Source organism: Allobosea sp. CCNWLY174, from assembly GCF_037120455.1.
GTDB classification, from domain to species: Bacteria; Pseudomonadota; Alphaproteobacteria; order Rhizobiales; family Beijerinckiaceae; genus Allobosea; species Allobosea lupini.
The window spans coordinates 121320-133703 of record NZ_JBBBBQ010000001.1 but is presented as its reverse complement, the minus strand read 5'-3'; the positions used below and the strand labels follow the sequence as shown (position 1 = coordinate 133703).

General features: G+C 67.0%; 8 protein-coding genes. 4 read left to right on the top strand and 4 right to left on the bottom strand.

Going from position 1 to position 12384, the window contains the following annotated elements; all coding sequences use genetic code 11:
* Positions 1-75: 75 nt before the first annotated feature.
* From V7S63_RS00700 to ilvD, 3 genes are all read right to left on the bottom strand, one after another.
* Complete coding sequence (locus V7S63_RS00700; protein WP_336528858.1) at positions 76-444, bottom strand: hypothetical protein; 369 nt, start codon at positions 442-444, stop codon at positions 76-78.
* A gap of 64 nt (positions 445-508) precedes the next feature.
* Positions 509-1294, bottom strand: coding sequence for a tetratricopeptide repeat protein (locus V7S63_RS00695; protein WP_425285405.1), 786 nt, complete (start codon positions 1292-1294; stop codon positions 509-511).
* A gap of 148 nt (positions 1295-1442) precedes the next feature.
* Entirely contained in the window at positions 1443-3173 is a 1731-nt protein-coding gene (ilvD, locus tag V7S63_RS00690; protein WP_100960704.1) for a dihydroxy-acid dehydratase, read from the bottom strand.
* Positions 3174-3831: 658 nt separating this feature from the next.
* On the opposite strand from ilvD, the gene V7S63_RS00685 reads away from it, so the two are divergent.
* From V7S63_RS00685 to V7S63_RS00675, 3 genes are all read left to right on the top strand, one after another.
* Entirely contained in the window at positions 3832-4845 is a 1014-nt protein-coding gene (locus V7S63_RS00685) for an extracellular solute-binding protein (protein ID WP_091828571.1), read from the top strand.
* Complete coding sequence (locus tag V7S63_RS00680) at positions 4842-6536, top strand: ABC transporter permease (protein ID WP_336528857.1); 1695 nt, start codon at positions 4842-4844, stop codon at positions 6534-6536. The genes V7S63_RS00685 and V7S63_RS00680 overlap by 4 nt, the downstream gene beginning before the upstream one ends.
* A gap of 173 nt (positions 6537-6709) precedes the next feature.
* Complete coding sequence (locus V7S63_RS00675; protein ID WP_336528856.1) at positions 6710-8461, top strand: AsmA family protein; 1752 nt, start codon at positions 6710-6712, stop codon at positions 8459-8461.
* A gap of 182 nt (positions 8462-8643) precedes the next feature.
* Here the strand turns inward: V7S63_RS00675 and gyrA are convergent, their stop codons facing one another.
* Positions 8644-11433, bottom strand: a complete 2790-nt coding sequence (gene gyrA / locus V7S63_RS00670) for a DNA gyrase subunit A (protein WP_336528855.1) — start codon at positions 11431-11433, stop codon at positions 8644-8646.
* Between the two features lie 315 nt (positions 11434-11748).
* Here gyrA and V7S63_RS00665 point away from each other — a divergent pair, with 315 nt between their 5' ends.
* Positions 11749-12381 (top strand): MarC family protein, encoded by a 633-nt coding sequence (locus V7S63_RS00665; protein ID WP_336528854.1) that lies wholly within the window; start codon positions 11749-11751, stop codon positions 12379-12381.
* Positions 12382-12384 lie beyond the last annotated feature (3 nt).

Genomic DNA, 12384 nt, shown 5'->3' with positions numbered 1-12384 from the left:
CGATCTCACCCATCTATCAGGCTGTCATCCAGGGTCTCCGCGGGGCTCGCAGCTCGCCCGGAATGAATGCCGGCGCTATTGTGGCGAGCCGCGCTTGACACCGTCCTTGATGAACACCCGAAAAGGCGTCGTGCCGCTGGCAGTGCCGTCAGCGGAGCGCCATTGGCCGTTGCTGCAGAGCACGCCACCCTGCGTCTCGGCCGCCTCGAACTCGATCAGGTTGTGATAGGTCGTCCCGTTCGGCTCGACGGCGCGGAACTTCGTCGTGCACCGGCCGCCGGCGACGACCGGATCGTAGTCATGGATCATGATGCCGCCGCCACCCGTGCTGGGGAAAGGATTCGTCAGCACCGGCCAGTCTTCGAAGCGCTCCTGCGCCCCAGCCCCGTGAAAGGCGAGTGCGGCGCAGACCCCGAGGAAGCTGAAGAATGCCGCGTCGCGCATGGCGAAGACTCCGAGATGCGATATCTCGGCTACGTCGCCCGGCACGGAATGGATGCAGAGATCGTCAGCGCCGCTCAGCGCGACCGTGCTGGCGCTCGGCCAGGGCAAGCGCAGCCGTCCGGTCGCCTGCGCTCGCATTGGCGAAGGCCGCATCGTAGCGCTCGACGATCCAGCCCTCGCGGGCAGTGTCGGCGCCCTCCCGGGCCAGCGCCAGCCACATCAGGCCCATGATCGGATGGCGCGGCACGCCGTCGCCACCGCGCAGCAGCATGTCGCCGAAGACGGCGCGCGCCGGGGCATGGCCCTTCTCGGCCGCGAGCTTCATCCAGCGCGCCGCCTGGCGCGGATCGCGCGCCACGCCGGTGCCGTTGAGATAGAGCCGAGCAAGATTGTACTGGCCGTCCGGGTCGCCGAAATAGGAGGCGGCGTAGTGGAACATGTCGAAGGCGCGGTCAGGATTGGGCTTCACATAGGTGCCCTTGACCCCGTCGAGGAAATAGCCGCCGAGCGCGACGAAGGCGGCCGCGACGATGCGCCCGTCCGAGGTGCCGGGAATTTCGTCGGCGTTCTCGTCCGCGATCTTCGAGAAATACTCGAACGCCTTGAGATCATTGGTCGGAACGCCATCGCCGCTGGCATAGACCCGGCCGAGCTTGAACTGCGCGGCGAGATGGCCCTGAGCAGCCGCATATTCGAGCGCCTTGACGGCACCGGCCTGATCGCCGGCGGTCGAATCGCGCATCCACGCCTTCAGCGCGTCGCGGGCGCTGCTGAACGGGGCGATCGGCAAGGCGGTGTGGGCGGCCGGCCCGCTCGGCGCCGGCGCGATCACGCCGCGGCTGAGCGGCACGGGGGCAGCGCGGCTCTCCACCTCCGGCTCCGGCAGGGCGGCGCCTGGAATCGGGAGCGGCGGCAGCGGCACGCGCTCCACGGACGCATTCTGCGCCCAGGCTGCCGACTGGCAGCCCAGAGCAAGCAATGCTCCTGCAATGATGGCCTCAGATATCCGCATAGCACTGTATCTCGGCTGCGCCTCCCGGATGGGTGACGGCGCCGCCCTTGGCGGATCCGACCGTCTGCGCGTATTTCCAAAGCGCACCCGACCGATAATCCGTCTGGCGCGGCGTCCAGTCCTTACGACGCGCTTCAAGTTCGGCATCAGAAAGGCGGACTGCGAGCTTTCCTGTGATGGCGTCGAGTTCGATGATGTCGCCGTCGCGGATCAGGCCGATCGGCCCGCCGACGGCGGCTTCCGGACCGACATGACCGACGCAGAAACCGCGGGTCGCACCCGAGAAGCGCCCGTCTGTGATCAGCGCGACCTTGTCGCCCATGCCCTGGCCGTAGAGCGCCGCGGTGGTCGACAGCATCTCGCGCATGCCCGGGCCGCCCTTGGGGCCCTCATAGCGGATCACCAGCACGTCGCCGACCTGGTAGTCGCGGTTGGTGACGGCCTTGAAGGCATCCTCCTCGCAGTCGAAGCAGCGCGCCGGGCCGGCGAAGACGAGGCTCTCGGTCGGCATGCCGGCGATCTTCACGATCGCGCCCTCCGGGGCGAGATTGCCCTTGAGGCCGACGACGCCGCCGGTCTGCGTGATCGGCTTGTTCGCGGGATGGACGACGTCCTGCTTGTCGTTCCACTTCACCGAAGCGAGGTTCTCGGCGATCGTGCGGCCGGTCACGGTCATGCAGTCGCCGTGCAGATAGCCGTTGTCGAGCAGCGTCTTCATCAGGAGCGGAATGCCGCCGACCTCGAACATGTCCTTGGCGACGTATTTGCCGCCCGGCTTCAGATCGGCGACGTAGGGCGTCTTCTTGAAGATCTCGGCGACGGCGAACAGGTCGAAATCGATGCCGCATTCATGCGCGATCGCCGGCAGGTGCAGCGCCGCATTGGTCGAGCCGCCCGAGGCAGCGACGACCATCGCGGCATTCTCCAGCGCCTTGCGGGTGACGATGTCGCGCGGACGGATGTTCCGGGCGATCAGGTCCATCACCATCTCGCCGGCGGTGTAGCAGAAGGTGTCGCGGACATCGTAGGGCGCCGGCGCGCCGCAGCTATAGGGCAGCGCCAGGCCGATCGCCTCGGCCACGGTCGCCATGGTGTTGGCGGTGAACTGGGCGCCGCAGGAGCCGGAGGACGGGCAGGCGACCTCCTCGAGTTCCTTCAGGTCCTCGTCAGACATAGCACCGACCGAGTGCTTGCCGACGGCTTCGAACACGTCCTGGATGGTGACCGGCTGGCCTTTGAAATTGCCCGGCAGGATCGAGCCGCCATAGATGAAGATCGAGGGCACGTTGAGGCGCACCATCGCCATCATCATGCCGGGCAGCGACTTGTCGCAGCCGGCGAGGCCGACCAGCGCGTCGTAGCAATGGCCACGCATGGTGAGCTCGACCGAGTCGGCGATGACCTCGCGCGAGGCCAGCGACGACTTCATGCCCTGGTGGCCCATGGCGATGCCGTCGGTCACGGTGATCGTGCAGAACTCGCGCGGCGTGCCGGCGGCCGCGGCAACGCCCTTCTTCACGGCCTGGGCCTGGCGCATCAGGGCGATGTTGCAGGGAGCAGCCTCGTTCCAGCAGGAGGCGACGCCGACGAAGGGCTGCGCGATCTGCTTCGCGGTCATGCCCATCGCGTAATAATAGGAGCGATGCGGCGCACGGGCCGGCCCGACACTGACGTGCCGGCTGGGCAGCTTCGACTTATCGAATACGCGCGCGTCCATTCAAACTCTGTCCCGCCACCCCACCTGGCGGGCGCCAGATGTGCCACGCCGCCGCCCGCTGGTGCAATCATCCGCCCCCGAGCCGGCCGCGAGCATTTTTCTGCTCCACATCCTGCCTGAGGGGGCTTAATTCTTCCGTATCTCAGATAGTTACTGAAGTTTGCAGCTGGGGCCGCTTTGTGGCGGCTTCGCGGCAATCGTGGCAGCCCGCCGCCGCAACGCTGCAATAGCTGCCGATGTTGTAGAAAAGTCACGTCCCCAGGGCTCGCCACGGCATCGAAAGCGCCGTCACCCGCAACCCAAACGTGCAGCCGCCCGTCGCTCGGTGCTCACGATCCCGCCACCACGCCGGATGTTGCACGGACCAAGCGAATATCGCGAGCTCGGCAGGCGCCGACCCGAACTGCCTCAGGAACAGCGCCCCTTCCCGCCAAATCATTGAAGTGCTGTGACTTTTGAACCGTCGGGCCGATACCAAGTGCAGCGCTGCCGTGCTTTTGAGGCTCCATAGATTAGAATTCATCAAATAAGAAACCAGTTTAGAACCTATATAACACATTGAAATGAAAGGGATATTCCCTTGACCGCCTGGATTTGCCGCACTACCGCTCCCTCCCGAATGGCCGATTTGCACAGCCCCCGCCCGAAGGAGCGAACCATGACCATCCGCACAGCGCTCGCCGCGACAGCCCTGGCGTCCTGCCTGCTGGCCGCCCCTGCCCTTGCGCAGAGCGTCAACCTCTACACGACGCGTGAGCCGGCTCTGCTCAACCCGGTGATCGAGGCCTTCACCAAGGACACCGGCATCAAGGTCAACGCGGTCTTTCTCAAGGACGGCCTGCAGCAGCGCATCCAGGCCGAGGGCGCCAACAGCCCGGCCGACGTGATGCTCGTCGTCGATGTCGGCGAGATCCAGGCGGCGGCCGATGCCGGCGTCACCCAGCCGGTCAAGTCGGCGCTGGTCGACAAGATCGTGCCGGCCCAGCTGCGCGGCGCCGGCGACAACTGGATCACGCTGACCAAGCGCGCCCGCATCGTCATCGTCTCCAAGGACCGGGTCAAGCAGGACGCGATCACCTATGAGGACCTCGCCGATCCCAAGTGGAAGGGCAAGTTCTGCATCCGCTCGGGCCAGCACCCCTACAACACGGCGCTGTTCTCGGCCTATCTCGGCCATCACGGCGCGGAGAAGACGGAAGCCTATCTCAAGGCGCTCAAGGCCAACACCGCCCGCAAGCCCGGCGGCGGCGACCGCGACGTCGCCCGCGACATCCTCTCGGGCCAGTGCGACATCGCCATCATCAACACCTACTATATCGGGCTGATGAGCAAGGCGACGAACGAGCAGAAGGGCTGGTACGAGGCGATCAAGCCGCTCAAGACCACCTTCGCCAATGGCGGCACCCATGTGAACGTCTCGGCCGCCGCGATCGCCAAGCACGCGCCGAACAAGGAGAACGCCGTCAAGCTGATCGAGTACATGCTCGGCGAGAAGGCGCAGCACATCTATGCCGACGGCAATTTCGAGTTCCCGGTCAATGCCGACGTCAAGGAAGCCGCGGCCGTGAAGCTGCTCGGCGCCGTCACCCCGGACAAGCTGCCGCTCGCCGACATCGCCAAGAACCGCAAGGCCGCCTCCGAGCTGGTCGACAAGGCCGGCTTCGACAATTGAGCCTGAGCGCATCCGCAGCACATCCAGAACGGCCGCCAGCTCGCTGGCGGCCGTCGACGCGTCTGGTCTATCTGACGGCCGCCGCCGCCTGCCTGGTCGCGCTGCCGGTGCTGGCGCTCGCCTTCACCGCATTGTCGCGCGAGGCGCTGACGGTCTGGCCGCACCTGGCTGCCAACGTCCTGCCCGTCGCGCTCTGGAACACTGCGCTGCTCCTCGCCGGCGTCGCACTCTTCTGCGGAGCCGTAGGCACCGGCGCGGCTTGGCTGGTGACGCAATATGAATTTCCCGGCCGCCGCAGCCTCGAATGGCTGCTCGTGATGCCGCTGGCGCTGCCGACCTACATCACCGCTTACGTCTACGTCGAAATCCTCGGCTTCCAGGGACCGTTCCAGAGCGCGCTGAGGGCGCTGACCGGCTGGCGCTCTCTGCGCGACTACTGGTTTCCCGATCCGCGCAACCTGCCGGGTGCGGTCTTCATCCTCGGGATCGTGCTCTACCCTTATGTCTATCTCAGCGTGCGCGCGCTCTTTTCGATGCAGAGCGCCGCGCTGATCGAATCCGCCCGCACGCTCGGCACAAGGCGCTGGCCGCTGTTTTGGCGCATCGGCCTTCCGATGGCTCGCCCCGCCCTTGCCGCCGGGCTGACGCTCGCTCTGCTCGAGACGCTGAACGACATCGGCGCCAGCGAATATCTTGGCGTCCGCTCGCTGACGATCTCGGTCTATACCACCTGGATCAATCGCGGCTCGCTGGCGGGCGCCACCCAGATCGCCTGTGTCATGCTGCTTGTCGTGGTCGGACTGATGGCCGCCGAGGCGCGCACGCGCGGAGCACGACGCTTCGCACTCCCCGTGAAGCGGCCGCGGCCGGTCGGCCGTATCCGGCTCTCCGGCGCTCGCGGCTGGATCGCGTCGCTCGCCTGCTTCCTGCCAGCGCTGCTCGGGGCGGTGCTGCCGCTCTATTACCTGCTCGGCGAGTTGTGGCGCCGCGACCTCGTCGCCCAGGCCGATCCGACGCTCTGGCGCGCACTCGCCAACACCGTCGCGATCTCGGCGCTCGCCGCTGCGCTGATCGTCGCGATCGGCATCGGCATCGCCGCCGCGCTGCGGCTCGGGCGCGAGCGCGCCCTGCCGCTGCTCGCCCGCATCGCCTCGCTCGGCTATGCGCTACCCGGCACGGTTCTGGCGCTAGGCTTGCTGGTGCCACTCGCCGCCTTCGACAATCTCGTCGCCGATGCGAGCCGCGCGCTCTTCGGCGCGAGCCCTGGCCTGCTGCTGCTCGGCTCGGGTGCTGCGTTGGTCATCGCCTATCTCGTGCGCTTCCTGACCATTGCCGTGAACGGGGTCGAGAGCGGCTATGCCCGCATCTCGCCGCGCATCGACGATGCCGCGCGCTCGCTCGGCGCCGACAGGCGCGAATTGCTGCGCCGGCTGCATTGGCCGCTGATGCGCCCGGCCGTCGCCGCCGCCGCCCTGCTCGTCTTCGTCGACTGCATGAAGGAACTGCCGGCGACGCTGCTGCTGCGCCCGCTCAACTTCGACACACTCGCCACGGTGGTCTACGGCCACGCCGCCCGCGGCGTCTTCGAGGACGGCGCGCTGGCGGCACTGCTGATCGTGGTGATCGGCATCTATCCGGCGCTGAGACTCGCCCGCGCAGGCGAGCAAACGTCGGTTTCACGCGAAAACTGAGATGTTTCCCCGCCTTTTCGACCTCCTGAGGGGGCGCGAACTCGACATTCCCCGGCCGGAGGACTAAACCCTTGCCGCGACGATATGCCGGCCGCCGGTCGAATCGCTCGCGTTATCGGATTGCCTGACGACGGGGCCCCGCCGTTATGCAGATGAAGGCCACACACCAGGCCATGTCACGACGCGCACTCCTGATCGGCCTCGCCGCGGCCGCTGCGCTGCTGCTCACCCTCGGGCTGCGGTCGTGGAATGTTGCGGTGTCGCAGGTCGAGCGCTCCGTCGTCGCCGGCATCGAGACCCGTACCGGCCTCAAGGTGACGGGGCTGCGCCGGGCAGAGATCGCGATCCTCCCGCTGCCTCGGATCAGCCTGTCCGACGTGACCTTCGCCGATCCGCAGGGCGTGCTCGCCGGCAAGGCGGCGCGCCTGCGCGCCCGCGCCCGCCTTCTCCCTTTGCTCACAGGCCAGCTCGACTTTGACCGCATCGATCTTGTCGCCCCCGAGATCGACGTCGCATCCGACGAATCCGGCGGCGGATATGCCGGCTGGCTCGATCGCGTCCTCGGCTATCTCGCGCGGCTCGATGGCCAGACCAGGCTCATCCTGAGCTCCGGCAGCGTCATGATGCGCGCCGACCGCACGGTCCTGACGACGCTGCGCGACGTCAACCTGGTGATCGAGGAACGAACGGCGCAGGCTCCGGTCGCGCTCGCCGGCTCCTTCACCTGGCGCGGCGAAGCCACCAAGGTCGACATCCTCTGGCCGGTAGCCGGCGAGCGGGCCCGCACCGCCTTTTCGCTCGGATCGCGCCTGCTGAACCTGCGTCTCAACGGCACGCGCTCGGCCGCCCAGAATGCGACCAGCGGCCAGATCGAGTTCAGCACGAAATCGCTGTCCGATGCCCTGGCCTGGATCGGCCCGCGTCCGCGCATCGCTTCGCTCGTCCGGCAGGTCGAGCTGACCGCGCAGGCCCAGATCAACCAGAGCAGCGTCGCGCTGGACTCGGTCGTCGCCATGGTCGACGGCGACCAGCTCGAGGGCGCTCTCAAGCTCGACGGCGCCATGCCGAACTGGGCGCTCTCCGGCACGCTCGCCGGCGCCGAGTTCGATCTCGGGCGCCTGCTGCGCCAGGCCGAACCGCAGGCCCCGACCGGCAACGGTGACAACGCCGGCACACCGCTCGAGTTCGACGGCTGGACCACCAATGATGTCGACTTGCGACTGTCCCTCGATTCCGCCCGGATCGGCACGGCTCGGGTCGGGGATCTCGCGGCCCAGCTCCTGATCCGCAAGGGCCGCTTCGAGGCGTCGCTCCTGCGCGCCTCGGCCTATGGCGGCTCGGCTCGCGCCCGCGTCCTCGCCACACCGGCCGCCGCCGGCGCCGACGTCAAGCTGCAGCTCGGCCTCGAAAAGGTGAATCTCGCTCTGGTCGCCGATGACCTGCCGACGCTCGCCCGCCTCAGCGGCACCGCGACCGGGCAACTCGCCTTCGATGGCGTCGGCAACAGCCTGGAACAGGTGGTGAGTTCGCTGACGGGCCGCGCCGGACTGACGATCCGGCAGGGCGAGTTCCGCGGCATCGCCTTCCCAGACCTGCTGCGCAAGGCGGAAAAGCCGCCGACCTCCGCGCGCGACTGGCGCCAGGGAAAGAGCACCTTCGAGACCCTGCAGCTCTCGGCGCTCGCCAATCTCGGCGTGCTCTACATCACCGACACGCAGATCGCCGGCTCCGGCTACACTGTGGTCCTCAACGGCACTGCCGATCTCACCCGGCGCTGGCTCGACCTCAACGGCGCGTTGAATTCGACGACGACCTCGACGCGCGTGCCCTTCGACCTGCGCGGCCCGTTCTTCGGCGCCGCCTTCACGCCCGAGATCGATGCGGCCTTGCGGCCGATTGGCCAGGCGATCCCGCTGCTGCGCTGAGCGCCTATCACTCTCCACATCCGAGTCATCCCGGACCAGCGGCGAAGCCGCGCCGATCCGGGCTCCATTCCGTAGCCCGTCCGAAGAGGTTCCGGAATGGTCCCGGCTCTTCGCTCCGCTTCGCCCGGGACGACCCGCACTTTCAAGAACGGGAGAATGTTAGGAGAAGCCGATAGGGAGGCTCACGCCTCCCCGGCCGGCTCCTCACCCGCGCCATTTTCGGTCTCGCCGCCCTCGCCCTCTTCCTCGGACTCTTCGCCGATACGCTCGACCGACACGACCTTCTCGCCTTCGGCGGTGTCGAAAATGGTGACGCCCTGGGTCGAGCGCCCGGCGATGCGGATCGGCTTGGGCCCTTCGACCGGGATCCGGATGACCTGGCCACCATCGGTGACCAGCATGATCTGGTCGGTGTCGGTCACCGGGAACGAGGCGATCAGCTTGCCGTTGCGCTCATTGACGACCATTGCGGTGATGCCCTTGCCGCCGCGCCCTGTGACCCGGTACTCGAACGACGAGGTGCGCTTGCCGTAGCCCTTTTCCGACACCGTCAGAATGAACTGTTCGGACGCGCCCATCTCGGCGTATTTGTCCTGGCCGAGTTCAATGTCGCCGGCAGCCTCTTCCGCATCGGCGACCGGCGCGGCCGCCTCGTCACCGTCGCCGGTCACGGCGCGGCGCGCCGCCGAAGCGAGCTTCAGGTAAGCGGCCCGCTCGTCCGGCGTCGCATCGAGATGGTGCAGGATCGCGAGCGAAATCACCTCGTCGCCCTTGGCGAGGTTGATGCCGCGTACACCGGTCGAGTCGCGGCCCTTGAAGACGCGCACCTCCGGCACCGCGAAGCGGATGCTCTGGCCCTCGGCCGTGGTCAGCAGGACGTCGTCATGCTCGGAGCAGATCTGCACGTCGACGATGGAATCGCCCTCGTCGAGCTTCATCGCGATCTTGCCGTTGCGGTTGACCTGGACGAAGTCGGAGAGCTTGTTGCGCCGGACATTGCCGGTCTTGGTGGCGAACATCACGTCGAGCCGGCCCCAGCTCTCCTCGTCCTCCGGCAGCGGCATCACGGTGGTGATGCGTTCGTCCTTGTCCAGCGGCAGCATGTTGTTGAGGAATTTTCCGCGCGCATTGGGCGCCGAAAGCGGCAGCCGCCAGACCTTCTCCTTGTAGGCCTGGCCCAGCGAGGAGAAGAAGATGATCGGCGTATGCGTGTCGGCGACGAAGAGGCGGGTGACGAAATCCTCCTCGCGGGTCGACATGCCGGAGCGGCCCTTGCCGCCGCGCTTCTGCGCCCGATAGGTCGAGAGCGGCACGCGCTTGATGTAGCCGGCATGGGAGACGGTGACGACCATGTCCTCGCGGGCGATCAGGTCCTCGTCGTCGAGATCCGAGCCCCAATCGTGGATCTCGGTGCGGCGCGGCGTCGCGAAGGCGGTCTTCACCTCCAGGAGCTCGGTCTTGATGATCTCCTGGATGCGCACCCGCGAGCGCAGGATGTCGAGATAGTTGGCGATCTCCTTGGCGAGCTTCTCCAACTCGTCGCCGATCTCGTCGCGGCCGAGAGCGGTCAGGCGGGCAAGGCGCAGCTCGAGGATGGCCTTGGCCTGCGCATCCGAGAGGCGGTAGGTGCCGTCCGCATTCATCGGATGGCGCGGATCGTCGACCAGCGCGATCAGCGGCGCGATGTCGTCGGCCGGCCAGTCGCGCGCCATCAGGGCCTCATGCGCGGCCGACGGCGTCGGCGCAGTGCGGATCAGCCGGATGACCTCGTCGATATTGGCGACGGCAGTGGCGAGGCCGCACAGGACATGGGCGCGCTCGCGCGCCTTGTTGAGCAGGTAGCGGGTACGCCGCGAGACCACTTCCTCGCGGAACTCGACGAAGGCCGAGATGAAGTCCTTGAGGTTCAGGACTTCCGGCCGCCCGCCGGTCAGCGCCACCATATTGGCGCCGAACGAGGTCTGCAGCGGCGTGAAGCGGTAGAGCTGGTTCAGCACCACATCGGCGACGGCGTCGCGCTTGATCTCGATGACGACGCGCACGCCCTCGCGGTTCGATTCGTCGCGCAGGTCGGAGATGCCCTCGATCCGCTTCTCGCGGACGAGATCGGCGATCTTCTCGACCATCGTCGCCTTGTTCACCTGATAGGGAACCTCGGTGACGATGATCGCCTCGCGCTCCTTGCGCAGCTCCTCGATATGCGTCTTGGCCCGCATCACGATCGAGCCGCGGCCGGTGTGATAGGCCGAATGGATGCCGCTGCGGCCCATGATCTGGGCGCCGGTCGGGAAGTCCGGGCCGGGCACGATCGCGATCAGGTCGTCGATCGAAAGCTCGGGCTCGTCGATCAGCGCGATGCAGGCATCGATGACCTCGCCGAGATTGTGCGGCGGAATGTTGGTCGCCATGCCGACGGCGATGCCGCCGGCGCCGTTGACGAGCAGGTTCGGATAGCGCGCCGGCAGGACCGTCGGCTCGTGCTCCTTGCCGTCATAGTTCGGCTGGAAGTTGACGGTGTCGAGGTCGAGATCTTCCAGCAGCGGCATCGCCGCCTTGTCGAGGCGCGCCTCGGTGTAGCGATCGGCCGCCGGGCTGTCGCCGTCCATCGAGCCGAAATTGCCCTGACCGTCGATCAGCGGCAGGCGCAGCGAGAAGTCCTGCGCCATGCGCACCAGCGCGTCATAGACCGCGAGATTGCCGTGCGGATGGTATTTACCCATCGTGTCGCCGACGATGCGCGCGCATTTCGTATAGGGCCGGTCGGGCAGGTTCTTGTTCTCGTGCATCGAGAACAGGATGCGCCGGTGCACGGGCTTGAGGCCGTCGCGGACGTCCGGGAGAGCGCGGCTCACGATCACGCTCATGGCGTAATCGAGATAGCTCTTCTTCATCTCGTCGGTGATCGCGATCGGCTTGATGTCGCCACCCGGCTGCGGGCCGTCGTCGCGCTTGTCGTCGTTGTCTTCGCTCAAGGGAAAAAGTCCCGTTTACCGCTGGTTTTTCAACGCTCTGGCTACCCGATTCCAGCGAGCGAAGCCAGCGAAACGCGATTCTATTCAGAGAAAATAAAACCGTTTTATCGCAGCAGGTTACAGGCGATTTTTGATTCGCTTTCGCGTCGGCTCCCCAATCTCGCCATGTTTCCTGCGTGACGGGTGCTGCGGGCCGAGCCTAGAGTGCTCCGGCAAGCGCGGAATCGCGCCATCGTTCCGGACAAGCCGCCTCGCGGCGCAGCACCGGAGTGGCGAGAGGACAACAAGAGCAGTGCAATAAGCTCGGGGTGAGACATGTTCGCCGAATATCTCTCCTCCGCCCTCGTCACCTTGCTGGTGACGCTCGACCCGCCGGGGCTGGCGCCGATCTTCCTGTCGCTGACGCGCGGCATGTCGGCGAGCGAGCGGCGGCAGGTCGCGGTGCGCGCCTGCATCATCGCCTTCTGCATCATGGCCTTCTTCGGCCTCGCCGGCGATGTCGTGCTGAAGGCGCTCGGCGTTTCGCTGCCGGCCTTCCGCATCGCCGGCGGCTTCCTGCTGTTCTGGATCTCGTTCGAGATGGTGTTCGAGCGCCGCAACGAGCGCAAGCAGCAGACGGCCGACACCGCGATCACCCAAGACCATATCCGCAACGTCGCCGCCTTCCCGTTGGCGATCCCGCTGATGGCCGGCCCCGGCGCCCTGACCGCGATGATGCTGCTCGCCGGCCGCGCCAACGGCGACATCGTAATGCTGTCCTCGCTCGCCGCGATCTGCGGGCTGGTGATCCTCTCCTGCCTCGTCGTCTTCCTGATGGCGGTACCGATCGCGCGCCTGCTCGGCGTCACCGGCAATGTCGTGCTGACTCGCCTGCTCGGCGTCATCCTCGCCGCGCTGGCGGTACAGTTCGTCATCGACGGCATCAGGGCGGTGATCCGGAGCGGCTGAGCC

What these genes read in the sequence shown, in the direction of transcription:
- V7S63_RS00700 (WP_336528858.1), bottom strand. Translation starts at nt 444, where the DNA reads ATGCGCGACGCGGCATTCTTCAGCTTCCTCGGGGTCTGCGCCGCACTC.
- ilvD (WP_100960704.1), bottom strand. Translation starts at nt 3,173, where the DNA reads ATGGACGCGCGCGTATTCGATAAGTCGAAGCTGCCCAGCCGGCACGTC.
- V7S63_RS00685 (WP_091828571.1), top strand. Translation starts at nt 3,832, where the DNA reads ATGACCATCCGCACAGCGCTCGCCGCGACAGCCCTGGCGTCCTGCCTG.
- V7S63_RS00675 (WP_336528856.1), top strand. Translation starts at nt 6,710, where the DNA reads ATGTCACGACGCGCACTCCTGATCGGCCTCGCCGCGGCCGCTGCGCTG.
- V7S63_RS00665 (WP_336528854.1), top strand. Translation starts at nt 11,749, where the DNA reads ATGTTCGCCGAATATCTCTCCTCCGCCCTCGTCACCTTGCTGGTGACG.